Origin of the sequence: Nocardioides sp. Arc9.136, from assembly GCF_030506255.1 — a bacterium.
GTDB lineage: Bacteria > Actinomycetota > Actinomycetes > Propionibacteriales > Nocardioidaceae > Nocardioides.
Genome location: NZ_CP113431.1, coordinates 1886502 through 1910974, shown reverse-complemented (window position 1 = coordinate 1910974; position 24473 = coordinate 1886502). Strand labels below are relative to the sequence as shown.

Below are 24473 nucleotides of genomic sequence, written 5' to 3'. Positions count from 1 at the left end.
AGAGGGGCGTGGGAGGTCATCGGCGGACCGGGGCGATCCCCGGCCAGGCGGAGCGGTCGGCCAGGTGGTGGACGGCGTCGACGACCGCGTCGCGCACCGCCAGCACCGCCACCCGGGGCTCGTAGAACTCCGCGGCCGTGCAGACCGCGACGGTGCGGCGCACCGCGGGACGCAGCGGCCGCAGGGTGAGGTCGGGACCCGTGAACGCCGTCGCCACCGAGCGGGGCAGCACCGCCGAGGCGGCGCCGGTCTGGGCGATCCGCACCATGGCGGCCAGCGACTCGACGTCGGCGACGACCCGCGGCCGGACGCCGGCGGTGGTGAAGAACCGCTCGACGAGGTGGCGCAGGTTGCTGCGCTCGCCGGGCGCGACCAGCGGCCGGTCGACCAGCTCGGCGGCGCTCGCGGGCTCCGTGGCTGGGTCGACCTCGGTGCCGGTGACGAGGAAGAGCTCCTCCTCGTACAACGCGACCTCGCCGGGCCGGTCGGTGGCGTCGGGGCGGAAGAGGACGGCCAGGTCGAGCCGTCCCCGGCCGAGCAGCTCCTCGACGTACCCGCTCATCGACTCGAAGAGCTCCAGCCGGATGCCGGGGTGCCGGGCCGCCACCAGCGGGACCAGCGCGGGCACCAGGCTGGGCGCGACGGTCGAGGGCAGGCCGACCGACACCGCGCCGCGGATGTCGCGGATGCCCGAGCCCAGGGACTCCGCGAGCCGGTCGACCTGCCGCACGACCTGCTGCGCGCCCCGGTAGAGCTCCAGGCCCGCGGCGGTCGCCTCGACCCCGCGGGGGCCGCGCTCCAGCAGCCGGTGGCCGACCTGGGCCTCCAGCTGGGCGATGCGCTGGCTCATCGCCGGCTGCGAGACCCCGGCCAGGGCGGCCGCCCGGGTGAGGCTGCCCGCGTCGACGACCAGGATGAAGTCCCTCAGCGCCGCGATGTCCACGACCACCCCGGGGACGACGGGAGCAGCGACCGGCTCACGCCGGCACCAGGAAGCCCAGGACGATGATGATCGGCAGCGCGATCACCGACGCCATCGCCGTGACGAGCGTCAGCGCCTTGAGCGCACCCGACGTCGTGATCCCGAGCAGGCTCTGGAACATCCAGAAGAAGTTGCTGTTCACCTGCAGCGCGAACAGCGCACCGGCGCCGATCGCGAGGCCGACGACGACCGGCGCGACGTCCAGCGTGCCGAGGATCGGCGTGATGATGCCGGCGGCGGCGATGGCCGCGACCGAGATCGAGCCGATGGCGAAGTGCAGCAGCGCGGCGATCAGCCAGGCCAGGAGGATGGTGACGACCACGGGCGCGCCGCTCTCCGCGGAGAACAGGTCGCCCAGCACGTCGGCGAGGTCGGTCGCGCCGATCACCGCGCCGAGCGAGCCGCCCACACCGGTGATCAGCAGGATCTGCCCGGTCGTGCTCAGGCCGCGCCCGACGGCCTCGTCGGTGCGCTCGCGGCCCAGGCTGCGCCGGGCGAGGAGGTACGCGCCGAGCAGGCCGACGAACAGCGCGAAGACGGCGTTGCCGACGAAGCGGGTGGCGGGGCTGTCGAAGCCGGCGGCGTCCGCGATCGCCCCGAAGGCGATCATCGCCAGCGGGACGAGGATCGGGAGCAGCGAGACCCCCAGCGGCGGCGTCCGGAGGTCGGCGTCCTCCTCCTCGGCGGCCGCCCGCTCGGCCTCGAGGAGCGCGGGCGAGGCGTCCTCGTCGCGCTCGGGGTTCCAGATCCCGGTGGCGAGCAGCAGCTTGAACGCGTAGGTGGTGAGGACGGCGGTGAGCGGGCCGACGACGAGCCCGAACAGCAGCATCGTGCCGAGCGGGATGTCGAGCAGGCCGGCGATGGAGAGCGTGCCCAGGCCCGGGATGACGAAGACGTAGCCGACGAGGATGCCGCTGGTCAGCGACCCCGCCAGGAGCGGCAGCCCGTTGCGCCCCAGCTCGGGCGCCGCGGAGCGGGCCAGCGGCGAGGCCAGGACGAGCTGCACGTCGACGTAGATGGAGGGGAAGAGGGTGGTGAGCGCGGCGCTCATCGCGTACGGCAGCCGCCGCGTGCCGAGCACCCGCAGCAGGAGCGCCACGAGCTTCTGCAGCGCGCCCATCGCGTAGAGCAGCGACCCGACGAGCACGCCGAACCCGATCAGCAGGCCGACCTCGGCCATGATGTCGCCGAAGCCGACGGCGATGGCGTCCAGCGTCCCGGTGAGCCCGACGCCGCCGGCGAGACCGAGGAAGAGCGAGCCCACCACGAGGGCGATCACGGGCTCGACCTTCAGCCAGATGATGAGGCTCAGCACCGCCGCGATGGCGATGACGGCGTACAGGACGATCATGGGTTTCCTTCCCTCGGACCGGCGCAGGTGATGCCGGTCACGAGGGCCGAGGAAACCACGCTCCCGTCATTCGCGGTAGACCGCTCGGGGCGGGGGTGCCATCAGCGTGGCTTATGCCTCATCGGCGCTCCGCGCCCCGCCGGTGCGCAGGCCCTCGCCGAGCTCCGCGAGCGCCCCGGCCAGGTCCACCCGCGGGGTCCAGCCCCAGCCGCGGGCGCGGTCGGCGACGATCCGGCCCGTCCACGCGGGCCCCTCAGCCCACTCCGGCTCGACGCCGACCGCCGAGGTGACCGTCTCGTGGTAGTCCCGGGTCGAGGCAGGCTCGGCGGCCAGGTTGACCGGCGTGCACTCCCCCGCCACCGGGCCCCGCTCGGGATCGGTGGCGTCCGCGACCCGGCCGGTCGCCACGTCGGCCAGGAACGCGGCCAGGTCCTCGACGTGCACCCACGCGAACGTCGCGCCCGGCGTCGTGCGCCGCGCCTCCGGCTGGTCCCGGACGGCGGCGGGCCGCAGCGTGTTCCACACCGAGGTCTCGCCCGGGCCCAGGATCGCCGGGGGCCGGACGAGCACGCGGGTGATGCCGTCGACCCTGCCGAGCGCGGCGTCGGTGTCGCGCTTGGTGACCCCGTAGTCCCCGCCGTCCTCGCCGACCAGCGCCGAGGCCTCGTCGACGTCGCCCACGGACGGGGAGCGGTCGTAGACCGCTGCCGTTGAGACGTGCACGAGACGGCCGACGCCGGCGTCGCGGGCCGCCCGCGCGAGGGTGCTCGTGCCCTCGACGCCGATCCGCTCCTGCGTCCCGCGGTCCGAGCCCATCGGGTGGACGGTGGTGACCACGACGGTCGCGCCGTCGACGACGTCCGCGGCGAACGCCGGGTCGGTGAACTCCCCGACGCGCTCCTCGACACCGGGCAGGGCGGGGGCGGTGCCGTGCCGGCGCACGACCGCGCGGACGCTCGCGCCGCGCTCGACGAGGGCGGCGCAGGTGCGGGCCCCGACGAAGCCGTTGGCCCCGGTCACGACGACGACGTGCGTGCTGGTGCTGGTGCTGGTGGACGACTCGCTCATGGCGCCACCCTGGCACGCGCGCCCACACCGGCGGCCCCGCCGTGCGTGGGTACCGGCCGGCCATGAGCACGAGCACGCCCGAGCCTGCGGACCTGCTCGCGGCGTACCGCGCCAAGCGCGACTTCGCACGCACGCCGGAGCCCGCTGGCGCGGTGGCGACGGGGTCCGCCGCGCCACGGTTCGTCGTGCAGCGGCACCGGGCCAGCCACCTTCACTACGACCTGCGCTTCGAGATCGGCGGCGTGCTGGTCAGCTGGGCGGTGCCGAAGGGGCCGACCCTCGACCCGAGAGCACGGCGGCTGGCGGTGCACGTCGAGGACCACCCGGTCGACTACCTGCTCTTCGAGGGCACCATCCCGGGCAGGGAGTACGGCGGCGGCGACGTGGTCGTCTGGGACACCGGCACGTTCGAGCCGGTCCACACCGACGACCCGGCCGCGGCCGTCGCGGCGGGCGAGCTGCACGTCGAGGTCCACGGCCGCAAGCTGCGCGGGCGGCTGGTGCTCGTCCGGCGCGAGGCCGGCGAGAAGGAGGAGTGGATGCTCCTGCACAAGCGCGACGAGCACGCGGTCGACGGGTGGGACCCCGAGGACCACCCCCGCTCGGTGCTGAGCGGCCGCTCGAACGACGACGTCGCCGCCGGCGTCCCGCCGACCCCGGCGGCCGGCGTACCGGACGAGGTGGTCGACGCGCTCGCCGCGCTCCCGGGCAGCGGCGGCACGTGGGAGGTCCACGACCGGCGGGTCAAGGTGACCAACCTGGACAAGGTCCTCTTCCCCGGGCGGGAGGACGAGCCGCCCGTGACCAAGCGCGAGCTGCTCGCCTACGCCGCGCAGGTGGCGCCGGTCGCGCTGCCCTACCTCGAGGGCCGGGCGGTCAACCTGCACCGCTACCCCGAGGGCGCCGAGCACGGCGGCTTCTGGCACAAGCAGCGGCCCGACCACGCTCCCGCGTGGGTGGGGTGCTGGGAGAACCCGGACGCCGACGAGGGCGAGACCACGGCGTACGTCGTGGCCGACGAGCCGGCGACCCTGGTCTGGATGGCCAACTTCGGGGCGCTCGAGTGGCACCCGTGGACCTCGCGCACCGCGGCGATGCACGAGCCGACGTACGCCCTGGTCGACCTCGACCCCGGCGAGCGCACCACGTGGGAGGAGCTGCTGGTGCTCGCCCGGCTGCACCGCACGGCGCTGGACCACCTCGGGGTCACCGCGCTGCCGAAGGTGACCGGTCGGCGTGGCATCCAGGTGTGGGTGCCGGTGGTGCCCGGCTACACCTTCGCCGACACCCGCGCGTGGGTCGAGCGGCTCTCGCGCACGGTCGGCAAGGTCGTCCCGGAGCTGGTCAGCTGGAAGTGGGAGGTCAGGGCGCGGGGCGGGCTCGCGCGGCTCGACTACACGCAGAACGCCGTCAACAAGACGCTCGTCGGGCCGTGGTCACCTCGTCCCGCAGCGGGCGCCCCGGTGTCGGTCCCGATCCGCTGGGAGGAGCTCGACGACCCCGACCTGCGCCCCGACCGCTGGACCGTCCGCACGGTGCTGGACCGCGTCGCCACCCACGGCGACCCGTTCCGCGCACTCCTGGGTGCGGCCCAGGAGCTGCCCGAGATCAGCTGAGGATCACTCGACCGCGGTGAAGGAGCGCTGCGCGGCGACCGCGGCCCGCAGGGTGGCCAGCTCGGCCGGGAAGCGCTGCACCAGGTCCTCGGGCTGCGGCACGGACTCCCGGCAGGCGATGACGCCGACGTGCAGGTGGCCGTGGTTGGACATCACCGTCACGTTGAGCCCCGCGCCGTGGAAGACCGGGCCGAGCGGGTAGAGGCCGAGCACCTCGGCGCCGCAGAAGTACAGCGGGACCGGCGGCCCCGGGACGTTGGAGATGACCAGGTTGTGCACGACCGGGTGCCGCTCGGCGAGCCGGAGCCCGGCGTAGGTGCGCATCGCCAGCCCGAAGGTCCGTGGTGCCGCGAACTCAGCCCAGTCCTGGAGCGCGTCCGCGCTGATCGCGTTGTGGTGCTCCTTGGCGTGCCGGTTGCGGGTCGCCATCTCCTCGAGGCGGACCAGCGGGTCCTCCTCGTCGGTCCCGAGCTTGGCGAACAGCGCCGAGACCTTGTTGACGCCGGCCGACCGCCTGGAGCTGCCGTGGACCGAGACTGGGACGGTGGCCAGCAGCGAGTCCGACGGCAGCTCGCCGCGCTCCTCGAGGTAGGAGCGGAGCGCGCCGCCGGCCACGGTGAGCACCACGTCGTTGACGGTGGTGCCGGTCGCGGACTTCACCTCGCGGACGTGCTCGAGCTCCATGTCGACCAGCGCGATCGCGCGGTGGCCGGTGATCGTGCCGTTGAACGACGTGCGCGGCGCGGTCAGCGGGGCCGCCATCGCGGTGCCGGCCCGGGCCCGGCCGATGGTGCGGGTGACCAGCTGGGCCGAGGGGCTCAGCAGCCGGGCTGCCTGCACCGGCTTGGTGACGTTCGACAGCAGGGCCCGGCCGAGCAGCTCGAGCTGGTCGGGGTCACGGCCGTAGCGCTGGTCGTCCGCCGTCCCGAGCGGCTCCGCGCCGGGCTCGAGGCTGCACAGGTGGGAGACCAGGTTGGCGCCGGAGACCCCGTCGACGGTCGCGTGGTGCATCTTCATGAAGACCGCGACGAGGTCGCGCCCCAGCCCCGCGTCGTACCCCTCGACCACCCACATCTCCCACAGCGGCCGCGACCGGTCCAGCGGCTGGCCGGCGAGGTGCCCGGCCAGCTCGGTCAGCTCGGCGAGGCCGCCCGGCTCCGGCAGCGCGAGACGGTGCACGTGGCGCTCGATGTCGAACTGCCGGTCCCGCACCCAGATCGGGTGGTCCAGCCCCAGCGGCACGCGCCGCAGCTTGCGGGTGAACGCCGGCGTGTCGCGGACCCGCTCGTCGATGGTCGCCTGCAGCCGGGCGAAGGAGTACGGCTCGGGCATCGTCGCGGGGTCGAGCACGATCACCCCGCACACGTGCATCAGCTGCGCCGGCGTCTCGAGGTACAAGAAGCTCGCGTCGAGCCCCGACAGTCGGTCCACCACGAGTGGGATCCTCTCCTAGAACGTGTTCCACCCACCAACGGGTGAGGCGGCGGGACGTCACGCCGGTCCTCCCCGTTCCGGACTAGGGTCGTCCCCATGTCGTTCCTGCGCCGACAGGTCGTGACCGCCGCGCTCACCGCGAACGCGCTCCGCCCGCTCCCCGGCTTCCGCCCCGGCATCCCCTCCTTCTTCGCCGGCTGGCTGGTCGGCGAGATGGCGCCGCACGTCCTGGCCCTGACCGTGGCGGACGCCGCCGCGCACGCGACGGGACGCCGCCGCGACCCCCGGGGCCTCGCCCTCGCCGCGGCCAGCGTGGCCGGCCTCTCCTACCTCGTGCTGCAGGCGCGGCAGGTGCGGGAGCGCGCCGAGGACAGCCTGGTCGAGGCCCTCGGCGCCGACTACGCCGAGCAGCTGGACGCCGAGCCGACGCCGGCCGACCTGGCCGTGCCGTGGCGGCGGCTGGTCGTCCCGTTCCGGATGCGGAACGCCGCCGTGCGCGTGGAGCGCGACATCGCCTACGACCCCGCCATCGGCAGGCGCGGGCTGCTCGACGTCTACTCCCCCGCCGACGGCGTCCCCGACGGCGGCGCGCCCGTGCTCCTCCAGGTGCACGGCGGCGGCTGGACCATCGGCAACAAGGACCAGCAGGGCATCCCGCTCATGCAGCACCTCGCCTCGAAGGGGTGGGTGTGCGTCGCGATCAACTACCGGCTCTCGCCGCGGTCGGAGTGGCCCGCGCACGTCGTGGACGTCAAGAAGGCGATCGCCTGGATCCGCGCCAACATCGCCGACCACGGCGGCGACCCGGACTACGTCGCGATCACCGGCGGTTCGGCGGGTGGCCACCTGGTCGCCCTCGCCGCCCTGACGCCCGGCGACGCGACGTACCAGCCGGGGTTCGAGGACGCCGACACCTCGGTCCAGGTGGCGGTCCCCCACTACGGCGTCTACGACCTCGCCGGCTCCACCGGCTCCCGGGCCGCGGTCCTGCTGCGCGACCGGTTCCTCGCGCCGTACGTCCTGCGGCGCAGGTACGCCGACGACCCGGAGGTCTTCGAGCAGGCCTCGCCGATCCTGCGGATCACCCCGGAGGCGGCGGACTTCTTCGTCGTCCACGGCACCTACGACACCCTCGTGCCCGTCGCCCAGGCGCGGGCCTTCGTCGAGCGGCTGCGGAGCGTCTCCAAGCGCTCGGTGGTGTACGCCGAGCTGCCCGGCGCCCAGCACGCCTTCGACGTCTTCCCGTCGATCCGCAGCTCGCACGTCGTCCGCGCGATCGACCGCTACCTCCACTGGCACTGGAACCAGTACCGCCGCGAGCGCGGCCGCGTCGCCGGCTGAGCCCGGCCGCTGGTCGGCTGGTGGTCGAGCAGCGAGCGCCAGCGAGCGTCGTCGAGACCCCCGCACCCACACACCCACCGCACGCACCTCGCCGGATCTCGACGACGCTCGGCGCTGGCGCGCCTCCCTGCTCGACCAGCAGCACACCCACCGCACGCACCTCGCCGGGTCTCGACGACGCTCGGCGCTGGCGCGCCTACCTGCTCGACCAGCAGCACGGGGCGGCCGGCGGTCCAGCGGGTCAGGCGGTGATGGCGGCGTCCTCGGCCGGCTCGCCGAGCAGCGAGTCGCGCAGGGCGACGAGCTCGGCGACGGCGTCGAGGAAGCGGACGGTGCTGTCGCCGACCTGCAGGTCGTCGAAGTAGTGGTGGCGCATCGCCACCCGGGCCAGGTGGTGCTCGTCGTGGTCCAGGCGGGCCGCGAGCAGCTCGGTCAGCGAGGCGACGTCGACGTCGTCGAGGACGTCGGCGCACCGGCTGACCGGGACCTCCTGGCGCAGCCGCTCCGCGTCGTGGTGACGGTCGGTGATGAAGACCGGCCGCTCGGTGCGCAGGTAGAGCCAGTCCAGGCCGACGGAGGAGACGTCGGTGACCATGGCGTCGCAGTCGGGCATGAGCGCGAGGATGTCGCCGGCGACGATCGCGGTGTGCCCGGCCTCGGGGTCCCGCCGGGCCGCCTCGTCGACGAGCGCGAGGATCGCTCGGTGCCCGTCGCGGACGGCGGGCGTCAGGCTGGTGGCGACCTTCGGGTGCGGCTTGTAGACCAGCCGCACGTCGGGCACGGCGAGCACCGCGCGGACGACGTCCGGGCCGATCGTGTCGACGGAGGTGTAGTCGTTGTACTCCGCGTCGCCCTCCCAGGTCGGCGCGTAGAGCACGGTGCGGCGGTCGGTCGGGGCCAGCAGCGGGTCGCGACGCAGGTCCAGCTGCGGGCGGCCGGTCCGCACCAGACGCCCGGTGTCGAACTCCAGGAGACCGGAGCGGTGCCGCTGCACGGCCGCCTCACCCGCCACGAAGACCCGGTCGTAGGCCTTGGCGTTGTTGCTGGCCATGCTCTGCTTGTCGCTCTCGCCGTGGTTGACGTGGACGTGCAGCGCCCGGCCGTGGAGCAGCGACTGGAAGTTCAGCATCGAGTTGTTGCAGTAGAGCACCACCTTGGGGTCCACCGCGGCGTACAGCTCGGTCAGCTCGGGGAACGACGCCGCGACCTCGACCGGCAGCAGCGTCCTCGAGCGGAGCACCTCGGCCGCCGCCTCGTCGCGCGCGACGACGCCCACCGGATGCTGCTCGGCCAGCAGCTCGAGCACCGGCAGCCACTGGACGAGCTGGTAGGTGCGGGTGGTGTCGTCGGCGAAGTAGGCGAGGATGGAGGCGTCGAGCACCGGAGGATCGTAGAGGTCGCGAAGACCTTCTCAGAATCGGCTGAAAACCGTTCTGACCTGCGCTATCGGGGCAGTCCGAGGATGCGTTCGCCGGCGACGTTGCGCAGCACCTGGGTGGTCCCGCCGGCGATGGAGAGGCACCGCGTGTTGAGCATCTCCCAGACGTCGGCGCGGACGTCCTCGGCATCGGTCAGCGCCCGGTCGCCGTGCAGGGCGACGACCAGCTCGGAGCCGTCCTGGCGGTTGCGCACACCGAGCAGCTTGGCGACGCTCGACTCCGGGCCGGGGCCCTGGCCGGCCAGCGAGCGCAGCGTCGAGCGCACGCCGAGCAGCGAGCAGACCGTCGACAGCGCGACCGCCTGGCCGACCCGCACCTCCTGGGCGGCGCCCACCCCGGCCGCGGCGAGCTCGACGGCCCGCTCGGTGCTCTTGGCCAGGCGGCTGCCCGCCATCGCCACCCGCTCGTTGGCGAGGGTGGTGCGGGCGAGCCTCCACCCGTCCCCCGGGCCGGCGACCATCATCTCGTCGGGCACGAAGACGTCGTCGAGGAAGACCTCGTTGAACAGCGCCTCGCCGGTGATCTCGCGCAGCGGCCGCACGTCGATGCCCGCCGAGCGCATGTCGACGAGGAAGTAGGAGATCCCCTTGTGCTGCGGCGCGTCGGGGTCGGTGCGGGCCAGGCAGATGCCCCAGTCGGCGCGGTCGGCCACCGACGTCCACACCTTCTGTCCGTTGAGCCGCCAGCCGCCGTCCACCTTCTCCGCACGGGTGCGCAGGGAGGCCAGGTCCGAGCCGGAGCCGGGCTCGGAGAAGAGCTGGCACCAGACCAGGTCGCCGCGCAGCGAGGGCTCGACGAACCGCTCGCGCTGGGCGTCGGTGCCGTGCTCCAGGATCGTCGGGAGGGCCCAGCCGGCGATGACGATGTCGGGGCGGGTCACGCCCGCGCGGGCGAGCTCCTGGTCGATGACGATCTGGGTCACCGCGTCCGCGCCCCTGCCGTACGGCGCCGGCCAGTGCGGCATCAGCAGGCCGGTGTCGACGAGGCCGGCCCGCTGCTCCGCGGCCGGCCGGGCGGCGACCTGCTCGACGGCCGCGCGGACCTCGTCCCGCACCTCGGCGTCGCGGCCCTCGAGGTCGACCTCGAGGGCGCGCCGCGTGCCGGCGACCGCCCGGGCCGCGAGCCGGCGCGCGGCCTCGTCGCTGCTGCCCAGCAGCGCCCGCAGGGCGACCGCCCGGCGGAGGTAGAGGTGGGCGTCGTGCTCGAAGGTGAAGCCGATGCCGCCGAGCACCTGGATGCAGGTCTTGGCGACCTCGACCGCGCCGTCGAAGCAGGTCACCGCCGCGACGTCGGCGGCGAAGGCCCACTGCTCCTCGGGTCCGGTAGCGGCCGACGCGACGTCCCACGCCGCGCCGGTGACCGCCTCGGAGGTCTCCAGCATCTCCGCGCACAGGTGCTTGACGGCCTGGAACGCCCCGATCTTCTGGCCGAACTGCTCGCGGACCTTGGCGTACTCCACGGCCGTGTCCAGGCACCAGCGGGCCAGCCCGGCCGCCTCGGCGGCGGCGTACGTGACGGCCGTGCGGTGCAGGAGCTCGCGGGTCAGGTGCGGCACCGCGACCCCGGCACCGGCGTCCTGGACCGCGACCGTCCCGTACCGCCGGCTGAGGTCGAGGCCCGTGCTCGCGGCGGTCGTGACCGCCTCGACGGGCAGGACGCGCCACCCGCCGGACCCGACCTCGAGCAGCACGTGCGTGGCGGAGGGGACGTCCCACACCAGGTCGGAGAGGCCGACGGCGACGACCGCACCCTCGCCCAGCGCGGCGGCGACCTCGGACCCGCCCAGCAGCGAGTGCGCGACCACCGGCCCGAGCAGGGGCCCGGGCACGAGCCCGTGGGCGCACGCCTCGAGGGCGACCGCCTGGTCGAGGACCGATCCCCCGCCGCCGCCGGCGGCCTCGGGCAGGCCGATGGTGGCGACGCCCATCTCCTGGACCGCCTGCCAGGTCGGCGCGAACGCCTCGGCGGCCTCGCCCTCCGCGGACCGCACCACGGCCGGACCGTCGAGGGTCGTCGCCCACTTGCGCAGGCTCGCGGCCAGCTCGACGTGCTCCTCGGAGATCCCGATCGACATGAGTGTCCTCTCGCGCGACGCGGCGGGGCCGGAACTAGAACGTGTTACAACCTACTAGTCTGGCGCCGTGACGAACATGGTCGATCCCACGTCCGACTGGCTGGGACACGCCCTGGCCGCGAAGGGCTTCATGCCTGAGGACGAGGGCATGCTGCTGCACCGCGTCGCGCTCGAGCGGCTCGCCCACGGGCCGGCGCTCGAGGTCGGCACCTACTGCGGCAAGTCCGCGATCTACCTCGGCGCGGCCGCCCGTGAGGTCGGCGGCCCGCAGGCGGTGGTCTTCACCGTCGACCACCACCGCGGGTCCGAGGAGAACCAGGCCGGGTGGGAGCACCACGACGCGACCCTGGTCGACGAGGAGTTCGGTGTCATGGACACCCTCCCGACGTTCCGCCGGACCCTGCGCCTGGCCGGCCTGGAGGACCAGGTCGTCGCGGTCATCGGCCGCAGCACGACGGTCAGCGCCCACTGGCGCACCCCGCTGTCGATGCTCTTCATCGACGGAGGCCACGCCGAGGAGCACGCCCAGAACGACTACACCGGCTGGGCGCGCTGGCTCGACGTCGGCGGGCTGCTCGTCATCCACGACGTCTTCCCGGACCCGGCGGACGGCGGCCAGCCGCCGTACCACGTCTTCCTGCGCGCGCTGGAGTCCGGCGCCTTCGAGGAGGTCGAGGCGCTGGGCTCCATGCGCGTCCTACGACGGACGACCGGCGCTGCGGGCGAGCTCGTCGGCTGACTCGCAGCCACACTCGAGGGCCAGCTCGGCGAAGTGGGGGGCCAGCGAGGTCCCGCGCATGATCCCCGAGCCGGCGGTGCCGTGCCCGGCGACCTCGCCGAGCGCGTCGACGGCCAGGACGACCGCGGCCGCGGTGTACGTCGTCCACTCGTGCGGCCAGTTGACGTCGTCGCCGAAGACCCAGCCGGTCCAGTACCGCCCGTCGTCCGCACGCAGGTGCTGCATGTCGGCGAGCAGCCGCAGCGCCCGGCGGTGGTCGCCGATCGCGTCGAGCGCCATCACCAGCTCGCAGGTCTCCGCGCCGGTCACCCACGGGTTGGTGTCGACGCAGCGGATGCCGAGGTCGGGCACGACGAAGTCGTCCCACCGGGTCGCCAGCAGGTCGAGGGCGGCCTGGCCGCGGACCGCGCCGCCGAGGACCGGGTAGTACCAGTCCATCGAGTAGGTCGCCTTGTCCAGGAACAGGTCGCGGTGCTCGCGCACCGCGTGGCCGAGCCGTCCGCCGGCGAGCTCCCACTCCGGCTGCGGGTCGTCGAGCAGGTCGGCCAGCGCCACCCCCGCGCGCAGCGACTGGTAGATGCTGGAGGAGCCCGCGAGCAGGGCGCCCTCCTCGGTCGGCGTCCACCGGATGCCCCCGAAGGGCAGCTGCTGGCCGACGACCCAGTCCAGGCCCGCGCGCACGCTGGGCCAGTACCGCCGCACGAAGGCGAGGTCGCGGCGCACCAGCCAGTGGTGCCAGAGGCCGACGGCGAAGTACGCCGACATGTTGACCTCGCCGCGCTCGTCGTCGACCTCGCCGGCGACGATCTTCATCGGCCAGGACCCGTCGGGGCGCTGCATCGTGGGGACCCAGGCGTAGGCGCGCTCGGCGGCCTCGACCTGCCCGCCGACGAGCATCGCCATGGCGGCCTCGACGTGGTTCCAGATGTCGACGTGCTCACCCGTCGTCCACGGCACGGCGCCCGAGGGCTCCTGCATGGCCGCGATCGACGCAGCGGTGTCGGCGACCTGGGAGGCGGTCAGCACCCCGTCGACGTACGGGAGCTGCTCAGTCATCGGCACCCGCGGTCCCGGGCTTGCGGAAGTACAGCACCATGCTCTTCCCGATCAGCGGGTCGAGCACCTTGCCCGCGAGCCTGAGCGCGGTCGGCTGCTTCATGATCTCCCACACCAGGAGCCGGTGGTAGGCCTTGGCGAGCGGGTGGTCGTCGTTCTCGACGCCCACGGCGCACTTGATCCACCAGTACGGCGCGTGCAGGCCGTGGGCGTAGTCCTTGCCCTCGAAGACCATCGCGTCGCCGGGTTCGCCGTCGTTGGGCCGGCCGGCCTTGGTGACCTTGTCGACCAGCTCGTGGTCGGTGTAGATACGGATGTGGCCGCCGGGCGCGTTGTGGTACTCCTCCGACAGCTTCCAGTTGATGACCTCGGGCAGCCAGCGCGGCACCGAGATCGCCAGGGTGCCGCCGGGGCGCAGCACGCGGACGAGCTCCTTGATCGCGTCCACGTCGGCCCAGATGTGCTCGAGCACCTCGGCGGCGACGATCCGGTCGAACTCACCGTCGGCGAAGGGCAGCTGCAGGGCGTCGCCCTCCTTGACGTCGGCCTGCGCGCCCTCGGGGACCTCTCCGGCGTCCTTCATGGCCACGAAGAGGTCGCGGACCTTCGCCAGCTCGTCGGCGTCCATGTCGAAGGCGATGACGTCGCCCCCACGGCGGTACATCTCGAACGCGTGCCGGCCGGCGCCGCAGCCCATGTCCAACACACGGTCGCCCGGGCGCAGCCCCAGGCGGTCGAAGTCAACGGTGAGCACGGTTGTTCCTCTCGTCCGACGGACCCGCGGCGCGTTCGCGGCGGTAGTCCTCGATCACTTCCTCGTACGCCTCGGCGACCTTGACCGCCACGGCACGCCAGCTGAACATCTCCTCGACCCGGCGACGGCCGGCGGCACCCATCCGCTCGCGGCGCTCGGGGTCGTCGAGGAGGGCACCCAGCGCGGCGGTGAGCTCGCCGACGTCACCGGGCGTGACCAGGTCGGCGGCCTCGCCGTCGGGGCCGGTGACCTCGGGGATCGCGCCGGCGCGGGAGACGACCAGCGGGGTCGCGCACGCCATCAGCTCGGCGGTCGGCAGCGAGAAGCCCTCGTAGAGCGACGGCACGCAGGCGACCTCGGCGGAGCCCATCAGCTCGACCAGCTCGGCGTCGGTGACCCCGCTGACGAACCGCACGCAGTGGCCGATCGAGAGCCGCTCGATGAGCTTCTCGGTCGTCCCGCCGGGCCGGGGCTTGGTGATCAGGACCAGCTCGACGTCCCGCTCGGTCCGCAGCTTGGCGAAGGCCTCGAGCAGCGTCGCGATGCCCTTCATCGGGGCGTCGGCGCTGGCCATGGCCAGGATCCGGCCGGGGACGCGCGGCTTCGTCGGCGGCTTGAAGGTGTCCTCGACGCCGAGCAGGATCACCTGCATCCGGGCCGGGTCGACGCCGAAGTCCTGGGCGATGTCGCGCTTGGAGGCCTCCGAGGGCGTGAGGATCTTCCGGGCGGCGCGGGCGACCTTCGCCTGCATCCGCAGGAAGCCGTACCAGCGCCAGAGCGTGAGCTTGCGCCACGGGTTGCGGGTCTGGCTGATGTCGATGCGCCGGTCGAAGGTGATCGGGTGGTGCAGCGTGGTGATGAGCGGCAACCCCAGCTGCTCGATCTCGAGCATGCCGTAGCCGAGCACCTGGTTGTCGTGGACGACGTCGAAGTCGTCGACCCGGTCGCGCAGCACGCGCACCACCCGGGAGCTGAACGTCTTGGGCTCGGGGAAGCCGGCGACGCACATCGTCGCGAACTCCTCGACGTCGATGCGGTCGCGGAACTCGCGCAGCTTCGGCACGCGGAAGGGGTCGGGCTGGCGGTAGAGGTCCAGGCTCGGGACCTTGGTCAGCCGGACGTCGGGGTGGTCGAGCTCGGGGTAGGGCTGCCCCGAGAACACCTCGACCTCGTGACCGAGGTTGGCCAGCTCACGGCTGAGGTGCCGCAGGTACACGCCCTGACCGCCGGTGTGGGGTGCGCTCCGGTAGGACAGCATCGCGATCCGCACGCGCGTCACGACCTTTCTCGACTGTGCCGTTGCCGACATCCGGACATGAACCGGATGTCTGACACGCCGGACCGGACGAACTGGAACGTGTTCCTATCACGGAACACCTGCCGGTAGCCTAGTGCCACATACCGGCGGTCTCGTCCGGGATCTGCATCGGATCCCGCTGTGCAGGACACCGGCTCGACATGACCGGAACGAGCACCCAGGGGCAGCAGCGATGAGCACGACCAACTCCCTCAGCGTGGAGGACCTCGGCTCCGCAGCCCAGCGCGACCGGCGCAAGCGGATCCTCGACGCGACCATCGACCTGGCCTCGACGGGCGGCTTCGACGCCGTGCAGATGCGGGCCGTCGCCGACCAGGCGGACGTCGCCCTCGGCACGCTCTACCGCTACTTCCCCTCCAAGATCCACCTGCTCGTCAGCGCCCTGGGCCGCGAGCTCGAGCGCACCGAGGTGCTGCGCCGCGACGAGGTCGTCCCCGGCGACACCGCCTCCGAGCGCGTCATCAACGTCCTCAAGGGCACCACCCGCGGCCTGCAGAGCAGCCCGCACCTCACCGAGGCCCTCACCCGGGCGTTCATGTTCGCCGACGCCTCGGTGCAGGCCGAGATCCACACCGTCGGCATGCTCCTGACCCGGATGCTCACCCGCGCCATGCACCCCGGCCAGACCGAGCCCAACGAGGACGACGTCACCATCGCCCGCGTCATCGGCGACGTCTGGCTCGCCGCCCTCGTCGCCTGGGTCACCGGCCGCCAGACCGCCGCCGACACCGGCAAGCAGATCGAGCGCGCCGTCCACCTGATCCTGCGCGACTGACCCTGCGGGCCGGGTCGCCCGACTGGTGCTCGACCACCGGTTGGCCGGGAGGTTCAGCGTCCCACCGACAGGTTCAGCGGCCAGCCGATGAAGCTTCCAGCGGCCGGCTGGCACACGAGCCCCCGCGCAGGTCAGTCCAGGAACTCCGCGGTGGAGCCGCCGAGGTCCATGGGGTCCATGCCGAGCTTGCGGTGGTCCCAGCTGCGGGTGCGGTCGACGTCGAGGCGGACGACGACGCGGTTGCGGGCCATCACCTCGACGAACGGCCGCAGCTCCTCGGTGTACGGCGCGTTGTAGCGCTCGAAGACGTTGACGCAGACGTCCCAGACGGTCTGCTCGTCCTCGATGACGACGCCGGAGCCCTCGAGCGAGACGCCGCGGAGCTGGTCGTAGGTGTGGCCGGCCTCGACGAGGAAGCTCATCCGCGGGTCGCGGCGCAGGTTGACGACCTTCTGCGACTTGGCCTTGGTCTCGATCCAGATGTGGCCGTCGAGCCAGGCGTACCACATCGCGACCAGGTGCACCTGGCCGTTCGGGCCGATCGTCGCGACGGTGGAGCTGCGCTGCTGGGCGAGGAAGGTGTCCACCTCGGCGTCGGACATGACGACCTGGGAACGTTGGTTGGCCATGGCGTGAACCTAGCGGTCAGCCACCGAAGGCGTGCGTGGACGTCACGCCGCCGTCGATGGCGATCTCGGCACCGTTGACGTACGCCGACTCCTCCGAGGCGAGGTAGACGTACAGCGGTGCGATGTCCTGGGGCTGGCCGACGCGCCGCAGCGGCACCTTGGAGGCGCCGTACTCCATCGCCGCGTCGCCGCCGTGCACCCGCGTCATCGGGGTGTCGATCATCCCGGGGTGCACGGAGTTGACCCGGATGCCGTGCGGGCCGAGCTCCATGGCCGCGCACTTGGTCATCCCGCGGATGGCCCACTTCGTCGCGGCGTACGCCGCACAGCCGGCCATCCCGGCCAGGCCCTCGACCGAGGAGGCGTTGACGATCGAGCCGCCGCCGTGCTCGCGCATCGTCGCGGTGACGGCCTGCATGCCGAGGAAGCAGCCGAGCTGGTTGACGCGGAACAGCAGCTCGACCTCCTCCTGGGGCATCGTGCCGATCTCCCCGAAGCGCAGCAGCCCGGCGTTGTTGGCCAGGACGCCCACGGGCCCGAAGCGCTGGTGGGTGTCCTCGACCAGCGTCGCCCACGAGGCGGCGTCTCCGACGTCGTGGCGCGCGAAGTGCGCGCGGCCCTCGGAGCCCGCCGCCAGCTCGTCGGCCAGCGCCCGACCGGCGTCCTCGGCGATGTCGGCGAGCACGACCGAGGCCCCCTCGGCGACGAACGCGCGGCTGATCGCCGCGCCCTGCCCCATCGCGCCACCGGTGACGATGGCGACCTTCCCCGCGAGACGTCCCACGACCAGACCTCCCTCAGACCGTCAGCTGCATGATCGAGTCGGCCGCGAAGCCGACCGAGGGGTCGCGCCCCTCGAAGAACCCGCCGACCTGCTTGGCGAGGTCCTCGAGCTCCCAGACCGAGCCGGAGGCGTCGAAGCGCTGCTCGACGACGGGCGCGGCGACGAGCGCCACCATCCCGCCGTACACGACGAAGACCTGGCCGGTGATCGCGTCCGCCGCCGGTGAGGCGAGGTAGGCGACGAGCGGCGCGACGTGGTCGGGCGAGTACGGGTCGATCTCCGAGCCGGAGGTGTCCTCACCGAAGACCTGTGCGGTCATCGCGGTCCGGGCGCGCGGGCAGATGGCGTTGGCGCGCACGCCGATGCGTCCGAGACCGCGGGCGGTCGACAGCGTCAGCGCGGCGATGCCGGCCTTGGCGGCGGCGTAGTTCGGCTGCCCCGGCGACCCGCCCAGGAACGCCTCGCTCGCGGTGTTCACGACGCGGCCGTACACCGGGGCGTCGGCCTCCTTCGACTTCCCGCGCCAGTACGCCGCGGCGTTGCGCGAGAGCAGGAAGTGGCCGCGCAGGTGCACCTTGATGACCGCGTCCCACTCCTCGTCGGACATGTTGAAGAGCATCCGGTCGCGGGTCATCCCGGCGTTGTTCACGACGATGTCGAGCGAGCCGAAGCCGTCCACGGCGGCCGCGACCATCGCGTCGGCGGTCGACCGCTCGGAGACGTCGCCCTCGACCACGGTGGCCTCGCCGCCGCGGGAGCGGATCTCCTCGACCGCCTCGTCGGCGGCGCCGGGGAGGTCGTTGAGGACGACCCTCGCGCCGGCCGCGGCCAGGGCGAGGGCCTCGGCCCGGCCCAGGCCGGCGCCGGCGCCGGTGACGACGGCGACGCGGCCGTCGAGGGAGAGGTCGTCGGTGGTGGTGCTCATCAGGTGCTCAGTCCTCCAGGGAGATGGCCGCGCGCGGGCAGGCCGCGACGGCTCGCTTGACGTCGCCCTCGTTCTCGGGCGTGGTTTCCTCGGCCTTCACCTGCAGGTAGTCGTCGTCGTCGAGCTCGAAGACCTCCGGCGCCATCGCCTCGCACAGCGCGTTGGACTCGCAGAGGTCGAAGTCGACCTTGATCCTGCTCATGACTGGCTCCCTTCACTGGAGTGGCCGGGGAAGACGTGGGCGGTCGGGTCGATCGCCACGGTCGCGTTGTTGACGGCGGTCGCCGCCTCGCCGAAGCCGACGGCGATCAGCCGGACCTTGCCGGGGTACTCGGTGATGTCGCCCGCGGCGAAGACGCGGGGCAGGCTGGTCCGCATCGCGGAGTCGACCACGACGTGCCGCTTGCGCACCTCGATGCCCCAGTCCTGGAGCGGCCCGAGGTCGGCGAGGAACCCGAGCGCGGCGACCACCGCCTGGGCGGGGTACGTCGCGGTCTCGCCGTCGACGAGGAGCTCGACGGACTCGAGGACCTCCTCGCCGCGCAGCGCGGTCACCTCGGCGCGGGTCACGATCTCGACCGAGGAGTCGCGCACCTGCTGGACGGTCCGCTCGTGGGCGCGGAACGCGTCACGGCGGTGCACCAGCCGGACCGACCGGGCGATCGGCTCGAGGTGGAGCGCCCAGTCGAAGGCGCTGTCGCCACCGCCGACGACGACCACGTCCTTGCCGGCGTACGGCGCGAAGCTCGGCACGAAGAACTCCAGGCCGCGGCCGAGCCACCCCTCGCCGGCCGGCAGGGGGCGCGGGCTGAACTTGCCGATGCCGGCGGTGACCAGCACCGCCCCGGCGGCGACCTCGGTGCCGTCGTCGAGCGTGACCACCACACCGTCCGTGCCGTGCTCGAGCGTCGTGGCGGTGCGGTCCAGCAGGTACGTCGGGTCGGCGGTCGCGGCCTGCTCGACGAGGCCCGCGACCAGGTCCCGGCCCTTGACCGAGGGGAACCCGGCGACGTCGAGGATCTGCTTCTCGGGGTACATCGCGGTGACCTGGCCGCCGAGCTCGGGCAGGGAGTCGACGACGGCGACGCGGTGCCCACGGAAGCCGGCGTAGTACGTCGCGAAGAGGCCGGTCGGGCCGGCGCCCACGACGAGCACGTCGGTCTCGACGCGGCGGGGCGCGGTCGGGGCCTGGGTGGCGGTCACGGCGGCGTACCTGCTCCTCACGCCCGGGGTGGTGGCACTAGAACGTGTTCCAGTCCGGTCGGGACAGTTCTATCAGAGCGCGTCGAGATCCGTCACGACCCAGTCCCCCTCACCGCGATGGAGGGTCACCACCACCCGGTTGAGGTCCGCCCGCGGCTGCTCGGACTCCTTGCCGGTCGTCGACTGGTTCACGAACAGCAGCGCCTTCACGTGGTGCTCGCTCACCGAGATCGCCGAGGCGGCGACGACGCTGGCCTCGACGACCGCCTGGTTGCGCTCGGTGTCCTCCCGGATCGCCTCGAGCGTCTCGGCGTACTCCGTGCGCATCCGCGGCGCGAGCAGGGGCAGCGCGGCCTCCATGTCTTCGTCGAGCGTCTTCGCGGAGTACGACAGCACCTTCTCGGCCGCCTCGCTGGCCGCGCTCAGGCCGGCGGACTTGGCGCCCTCGGACTCGAAGACCACGCCCTCGGCCAGTGGCGTGGTGCCGTCCGGCACGCCGGCCTCGTCGACGTCGACCACCAGCATCCGGACGCCGACGACGGCCAGGACCGCCACCACGACCGCCAGGACGAGCGCCGGCCAGCGACGGGGCGCGCGGTCGGCCGGCACCGGGTCCAGCACCGGGTCCGGCACCGGGTCCGGCACCGGGTCCGGCACCGGGTCCGGCGCCGGGTCCGGGCCCGGCACCCGGTCCGGGACCGGCGCGGCGGCAGGTGCAGCGGCCGGCTCGAGGTCGGAGCCGCAGTAGCGGCAGCGGATGGCGGCGGCCTTGATGGTCTCCGCGCAGAACGGACAGGTCTTCTCGTCGGTGGTCGACACGTCCACGTCCCTCCTCATCCCACGAACTGCACGGAGGAGGCGAGCCACTCGCCGTCCTCGCGGACCATGTCGAGCTGCAGCCGGTAGTAGCGCGGCTGCTTGCTGCCCTCGGTGGTGACGTTCTCGACCTCGCTGTCGGCGGCGACGTACACGAGCGCGGAGTCGGCGTCGAGGTCGCCGACGCCGAGCGCGACGACCTTCCCGGTGCTGACGGACTTGTTGCGCTTCGCCGCCTCGACGAGCTGCTCGACGTTGGCGGAGTACTGCTCCTCGAACTCCCCCGTGGCGTGCGCCAGCACCTCCTCGGTCAGCGGCTCCATGTCGCGGTAGTCCACCTCCAGGAAGGCCAGCGTCAGCTCGCGCGCCGCCTCGGAGACCTCCCGGTGGGTCTCGGTCAGCTCCTGGTCGGCGCTGCTGCCTCCGCTGCCGCCCGGCACCGCCCGGTCGAGGGCCGCCCGGCCCTCGTCGGAGCGGAGCGCGGTGATCGCGATGGCGGCCGCGATCCCCAGCGCCAGCACGGCGAGCACGGCGGTCAGCAGTCCCCATGACGGTCGGACCTTCGGTCGCAGTCGACTCACATCCCCTCCTGCGGGCCGATGAGCATCCAGCGCCACGAGTCCTCGCCGAACACGTCCCTCAGCCCGCCCTGGCTGCCGACCGTCACGGCCGGCTCGTCGGTGAGGGCGGCGCCCGGCGCCGCCCGGTTGGTGCTGCCGCCGAAGCGCGGCGCGTACTTGGGTCCCCGCTGGTTGAACGGCGCGCCGGAGCGGCACGTCGCGGGGAAGATCGGTGTGTCGGTCAGGTCCGAGGACGGCCGCCACTGGTCGCTGGGCACGAACCCCTCGCGGCACGGACCGGGGTTCTGCGCCAGCTGCAGGTTGATGTGGCCGTACCCGTCGCCGGGGGTGCCGGTGAAGCCGTTGGCCACGATCTTCGGGAACGTCACGAGCAGCTGCTCGAGGGCCGGGAGCCGGGTGGTCACGACCTGGTTGAGCGTCACCAGGTTGCCGATGAAGACCGGCATGGTCGGCTCGAGGCCGGCCATCAGCCTGTCCACCTCTCGCACGGCGCTCGCGCCGCCCTCGAGGACGGTGCGCAGCTCGGGGTCCCGGCCGCGGAGCTCCTGGGTCAGGTCGGCCAGCGAACGGGCGAAGGTGCGGATGTCGCCGCGGTGCCGCTGCTGGGTCCTCAGCACCGTGCTGCCGTTGTCGAGGAGCCGGAACGTCGACTCCTCGTTGTCGAGCGCGGCCTCGACGAAGCGCGAGCCGCTCTCCACCATCCGCTCCAGCGGCCCGGAGGTGTCGGCGAAGGTCAGGCCGAGCTCATCGACGACGGTCGCCAGGTTGCCCTGGTCCACGGAGGACACGAGCTGGTCGAGGTCGACGAGCAGCTCGTCCTCGCCGACGGGGAGGCTGTCGGCGTCGCCGGCGAGGACGTCGCCGTCCTCGGCGTACGGGCCCCGGCCGTCCTCGGGGACGATGTCGAGGTACTGCTCGCCCACCGCCGAGAGGTTGTGGACCTCCACCCGCGCGTCGCCCGGGATCTTCGTGCCGTCCTCGAGCGCGAGCTCGACCTCGAGCCCGGTGCGGGTGACCTCCATGTCGCTGACCTTGCCGACCTTGACGCCGCGGTAGGTCACCTCGCTGCCCTCGAAGAGGCCGCCGGAGTCCGGCAGCGTCGCGGAGATCGTGAGCCCGCGGCCGAGCAGGCGGTCGACCAGGCCGAGGTAGGTGCCGGTCACGTACACGATGCCGACGGCCGCGAGCGCCACGAACAGCGCCAGGCGGACCTTCACGCCGCGGGTCATCCCATGCCTCCAGCGAGGAGGCCGCCACCGGTGCCGACCTCGGCGTCCTGGGTGTAGCCCGCGGTGCCGGCGCGCCCGAGTCCCGGGAGCGTCGGCAGGCCGGGGATGTCGGGCAGCGGGATGTCGGGGAGGTCGGGGAGCCCGGGGATGTCGGGCAGCGGGATCGTGCCGCCGCCACCACCGCCGCCGCCGGGCTGCTCGATCAGCTGGGTGAGCCCCTCGAGGGAGACGTCGAGGGCGAACTTCGCGTTGGCGTAGTCGCCCTTGACGATCTCACTGGCCTGCTCGGGGAACGGGAAGCTGATCAGCAGCGAGAGGCCCCGGGGCAGCGACTCCCCGGTCTCGTTGAGCTTGCGCAGGATCGGGCGCAGGTGGTCGAGGTCGGCGAGGAGGTCCTCCTTGGTCCCGTTGATGACGCGGGTACCGACCTCGCCGAGCCGGTCGAGCTGAGCCAGCATCGCGACGAGCTGGTCGTGCTGCTCGTTGAGGACGTCGAGCGCCGGCCCGGTCGCCTCGATCGCGTCGGTGATCGTGCGGGACTCCTTGTTCAGGGTGCTCGCGAGCCGGTTGAGCGACTCCATCGCCGAGACGATGTCGTCCTTCTGGTCGTCGAGGCCGCCGACGAGCTCCTCGAGCTGCCCGAAGAGCGACCGCACGTCGTCGGTGCGGCCCGAGAGCATGTCGTTGACCTCGTCGCTGATCTGCTTGATCTGGCCCACGCCTCCCCCGCTGAGCAGGAACGACAGGGCGGCGAGGACCTCCTCGACCTCCGGGTTGCGGCCGGTGTCGGACAGGTCGAGGCGGTCGCCGTCCTCGAGCCGGCCCCGCGCCCGCCCGGGCGGGTCGCCGAGGTCGACGTACTTCTCCCCCAGCAGGCTGGTCTGGCGGATCTCGGCCACGGCGTTGTCGGGCAGCTCGATGTCGCTGCGGATCTTGAGCCGTACGACGGCGTTCCAGCCGTCGCGCTCGACCTCGTCGACCTCGCCGACCACGACGTCGCTGACCATCACCGGCGAGCGGGGCACGACGTTGAGCACGTCGTCGAACTCCGCGGTCACGGTGTAGGTCTCCTCCCCGCTGACCGGGCTGCCCGGCAGCGGGAGGTCGTAGGCGCCGTCGAAGTCGCAGGCGCCCAGCAGCGGCACCGCCACGGCGAGGGAGACGAGGCCGGTCAGGCCCTTGCGGGTCCACGTCATCGGGGGCCACCTCCGAGCAGCTGGCGCAGGTCCGTGGCGGGGACGGCCTCACCGGGGACCCGGGTGTCAGGTGCCTGGCCGCGGGCGGGGCCGGTCGGCAGCGCGAGCCCGAGCGGCTCGAGCAGGGACTTCAGCAGCTTGCAGACCGTCCCGGCGGCGGGGACGCCGGCGTTCGTGACGACGGCGCACAGGAAGCCGTCGAGGTCCTCGACGTTCGGCCCGACCTGGATCCGGGCGTTCTGTGAGCCGGTCTTGGTGTCGAACCCGAGCGCGAGGTTGCCGGCCCCGAGCGGCCCCTTCTCGATCGCCTGGGCCAGGGAGTCCTTCTCCGAGACGAGCACGTCGAGCACGTCGGTGAGGTCCTCGACCTCGCCGACCAGCGCCTCGCGGTTGTCGCGGACGAACGCCTTGACCGTGCCCACCGCGCCGGCGAGCGCCGCCAGGGCCTGGCCCAGCTCCTGCCGCTCGCCGGAGAGCTGGTCGGTGGCGCGGGCCAGGTCGCTCATGAACTCGTCGACCAGCCCGTCGTTGCGCGCCAGGGTCTGGGTGAAGGCGTCGAGCTGCCGCACGGTGCCGAAGAGGTCCCCGCTGTTGTCGCCGAACGTCGTGGCCGCCGCCGAGAGGTCGCGGATCAGCTGGTTGGCCGTGCGGCCCTGCCCGTCGAGCGCGTCGGCACCGGAGGCGAGCAGCGTGTCGAGCGACCCGTTGCGGTTGGCGCCGTTGGGCCCGAGGGCGTTGGCGAGGGTCGAGAGGCTCTCGTAGATCCGGTCCAGCTCGACCGGCGAGGCGGTCTCCGCGAGCGGGATGTCCGCGCCGTCGGCCATCACCGGCCCCTCGGTGTGCACGGGGCTGAGCTGGATGAAGCGGTCGGCGACCAGCGTCGGCGTCACGATCACGGCGCGCGCGTCGGCCGGCACGTCGTAGGAGTCGTCGTACACCATGTCGACGCGCACCGACTCGCCCTGCGGCACGACGGCGGTCACCTCGCCGACGGGCACGCCGAGGATCCGGACCTCGGTGCCGACGAAGATGCTGACCGCGCGGGAGAAGTGGGCCGTCACCTTCTTCTCCCCGCTGCCGCCGTCGACGAGGACGAGCACGGCCGCGAGCACCAGCGCGAGCGCCACGACGGCCGCGGCGAGACGGGAGGAGAGCTTCGGCAC

General features: G+C 73.1%; 23 protein-coding genes. 4 read left to right on the top strand and 19 right to left on the bottom strand.

Features of this window, described 5'->3' with window-relative positions; all coding sequences use genetic code 11:
* Positions 1-16: 16 nt before the first annotated feature.
* The 3 genes from OSR43_RS09250 to OSR43_RS09240 form a co-directional block, all read right to left on the bottom strand.
* Positions 17-949: a LysR substrate-binding domain-containing protein gene (locus OSR43_RS09250; protein WP_302271043.1), complete on the bottom strand. Its 933-nt coding sequence runs from the start codon at positions 947-949 to the stop codon at positions 17-19.
* 28 nt (positions 950-977) lie between these two features.
* The gene (locus tag OSR43_RS09245) at positions 978-2333 is read right to left on the bottom strand and encodes a GntP family permease (RefSeq protein WP_302271042.1); all 1356 of its coding nucleotides are present in this window, start codon (positions 2331-2333) and stop codon (positions 978-980) included.
* Between the two features lie 111 nt (positions 2334-2444).
* On the bottom strand, positions 2445-3401 hold the full coding sequence (locus tag OSR43_RS09240; protein WP_302271041.1) for an NAD(P)-dependent oxidoreductase: 957 nt from the start codon (positions 3399-3401) through the stop codon (positions 2445-2447).
* A gap of 62 nt (positions 3402-3463) precedes the next feature.
* On the opposite strand from OSR43_RS09240, the gene OSR43_RS09235 reads away from it, so the two are divergent.
* The gene (locus tag OSR43_RS09235; RefSeq protein ID WP_302271040.1) at positions 3464-5017 is read left to right on the top strand and encodes a DNA polymerase ligase N-terminal domain-containing protein; all 1554 of its coding nucleotides are present in this window, start codon (positions 3464-3466) and stop codon (positions 5015-5017) included.
* 3 nt (positions 5018-5020) lie between these two features.
* Here the strand turns inward: OSR43_RS09235 and OSR43_RS09230 are convergent, their stop codons facing one another.
* Positions 5021-6451 carry a wax ester/triacylglycerol synthase family O-acyltransferase gene (locus tag OSR43_RS09230; protein WP_302271039.1) on the bottom strand — a complete coding sequence of 477 codons (1431 nt, stop codon included), beginning with the start codon at positions 6449-6451 and terminating at the stop codon, positions 5021-5023.
* A gap of 96 nt (positions 6452-6547) precedes the next feature.
* On the opposite strand from OSR43_RS09230, the gene OSR43_RS09225 reads away from it, so the two are divergent.
* The gene (locus OSR43_RS09225) at positions 6548-7792 is read left to right on the top strand and encodes an alpha/beta hydrolase (RefSeq protein ID WP_302271038.1); all 1245 of its coding nucleotides are present in this window, start codon (positions 6548-6550) and stop codon (positions 7790-7792) included.
* 241 nt (positions 7793-8033) lie between these two features.
* On the opposite strand, the gene OSR43_RS09220 is transcribed toward OSR43_RS09225, so the two are convergent.
* Both OSR43_RS09220 and OSR43_RS09215 read right to left on the bottom strand, forming a co-directional pair.
* The gene (locus tag OSR43_RS09220) at positions 8034-9173 is read right to left on the bottom strand and encodes a CDP-glycerol glycerophosphotransferase family protein (protein ID WP_302271037.1); all 1140 of its coding nucleotides are present in this window, start codon (positions 9171-9173) and stop codon (positions 8034-8036) included.
* A 62-nt stretch (positions 9174-9235) separates the two neighbouring features.
* A complete protein-coding gene (locus tag OSR43_RS09215) occupies positions 9236-11305 on the bottom strand; it encodes an acyl-CoA dehydrogenase (protein WP_302271036.1) in 2070 nt (689 codons plus the stop codon).
* 76 nt (positions 11306-11381) lie between these two features.
* On the opposite strand from OSR43_RS09215, the gene OSR43_RS09210 reads away from it, so the two are divergent.
* The gene (locus tag OSR43_RS09210) at positions 11382-12044 is read left to right on the top strand and encodes a class I SAM-dependent methyltransferase (RefSeq protein ID WP_302271649.1); all 663 of its coding nucleotides are present in this window, start codon (positions 11382-11384) and stop codon (positions 12042-12044) included.
* Here OSR43_RS09210 and OSR43_RS09205 read toward each other — a convergent pair.
* From OSR43_RS09205 to OSR43_RS09195, 3 genes are read right to left on the bottom strand one after another with little or no spacing between them, the layout of a single operon-like run.
* The gene (locus tag OSR43_RS09205; protein WP_302271035.1) at positions 12003-13100 is read right to left on the bottom strand and encodes a prenyltransferase; all 1098 of its coding nucleotides are present in this window, start codon (positions 13098-13100) and stop codon (positions 12003-12005) included. The genes OSR43_RS09210 and OSR43_RS09205 overlap by 42 nt on opposite strands.
* Positions 13093-13854, bottom strand: a complete 762-nt coding sequence (locus OSR43_RS09200; protein ID WP_302271034.1) for a class I SAM-dependent methyltransferase — start codon at positions 13852-13854, stop codon at positions 13093-13095. Before OSR43_RS09200 ends, OSR43_RS09205 begins: the two co-directional genes overlap by 8 nt.
* The gene (locus OSR43_RS09195) at positions 13841-15133 is read right to left on the bottom strand and encodes a glycosyltransferase family 4 protein (RefSeq protein WP_302271032.1); all 1293 of its coding nucleotides are present in this window, start codon (positions 15131-15133) and stop codon (positions 13841-13843) included. Before OSR43_RS09195 ends, OSR43_RS09200 begins: the two co-directional genes overlap by 14 nt.
* Positions 15134-15344: 211 nt before the next feature.
* Between OSR43_RS09195 and OSR43_RS09190 the strand changes: the two genes are divergently transcribed.
* The gene (locus OSR43_RS09190) at positions 15345-15947 is read left to right on the top strand and encodes a TetR family transcriptional regulator (RefSeq protein ID WP_302271030.1); all 603 of its coding nucleotides are present in this window, start codon (positions 15345-15347) and stop codon (positions 15945-15947) included.
* A 131-nt stretch (positions 15948-16078) separates the two neighbouring features.
* Here the strand turns inward: OSR43_RS09190 and OSR43_RS09185 are convergent, their stop codons facing one another.
* From OSR43_RS09185 to OSR43_RS09140, 10 genes are all read right to left on the bottom strand, one after another.
* The gene (locus tag OSR43_RS09185) at positions 16079-16576 is read right to left on the bottom strand and encodes a PPOX class F420-dependent oxidoreductase (protein ID WP_302271028.1); all 498 of its coding nucleotides are present in this window, start codon (positions 16574-16576) and stop codon (positions 16079-16081) included.
* 16 nt (positions 16577-16592) lie between these two features.
* Positions 16593-17360: an SDR family NAD(P)-dependent oxidoreductase gene (locus OSR43_RS09180; RefSeq protein ID WP_302271026.1), complete on the bottom strand. Its 768-nt coding sequence runs from the start codon at positions 17358-17360 to the stop codon at positions 16593-16595.
* 13 nt (positions 17361-17373) lie between these two features.
* Positions 17374-18285: a 3-oxoacyl-ACP reductase gene (locus OSR43_RS09175; protein ID WP_302271024.1), complete on the bottom strand. Its 912-nt coding sequence runs from the start codon at positions 18283-18285 to the stop codon at positions 17374-17376.
* 7 nt (positions 18286-18292) lie between these two features.
* Positions 18293-18487 carry a ferredoxin gene (locus tag OSR43_RS09170; protein ID WP_166188077.1) on the bottom strand — a complete coding sequence of 65 codons (195 nt, stop codon included), beginning with the start codon at positions 18485-18487 and terminating at the stop codon, positions 18293-18295.
* Positions 18484-19488: an NAD(P)/FAD-dependent oxidoreductase gene (locus OSR43_RS09165; RefSeq protein ID WP_302271020.1), complete on the bottom strand. Its 1005-nt coding sequence runs from the start codon at positions 19486-19488 to the stop codon at positions 18484-18486. The genes OSR43_RS09170 and OSR43_RS09165 overlap by 4 nt, the downstream gene beginning before the upstream one ends.
* Before the next feature lie 72 nt (positions 19489-19560).
* Complete coding sequence (locus OSR43_RS09160) at positions 19561-20325, bottom strand: hypothetical protein (RefSeq protein ID WP_302271019.1); 765 nt, start codon at positions 20323-20325, stop codon at positions 19561-19563.
* Positions 20322-20834, bottom strand: a complete 513-nt coding sequence (locus OSR43_RS09155) for a hypothetical protein (protein ID WP_302271018.1) — start codon at positions 20832-20834, stop codon at positions 20322-20324. Before OSR43_RS09155 ends, OSR43_RS09160 begins: the two co-directional genes overlap by 4 nt.
* 47 nt (positions 20835-20881) lie before the next feature.
* The gene (locus OSR43_RS09150) at positions 20882-22114 is read right to left on the bottom strand and encodes an MlaD family protein (protein ID WP_302271016.1); all 1233 of its coding nucleotides are present in this window, start codon (positions 22112-22114) and stop codon (positions 20882-20884) included.
* Positions 22111-23310, bottom strand: coding sequence for an MCE family protein (locus tag OSR43_RS09145; RefSeq protein WP_302271015.1), 1200 nt, complete (start codon positions 23308-23310; stop codon positions 22111-22113). Before OSR43_RS09145 ends, OSR43_RS09150 begins: the two co-directional genes overlap by 4 nt.
* Positions 23307-24473 (bottom strand): MCE family protein, encoded by a 1167-nt coding sequence (locus tag OSR43_RS09140; protein ID WP_302271013.1) that lies wholly within the window; start codon positions 24471-24473, stop codon positions 23307-23309. Before OSR43_RS09140 ends, OSR43_RS09145 begins: the two co-directional genes overlap by 4 nt.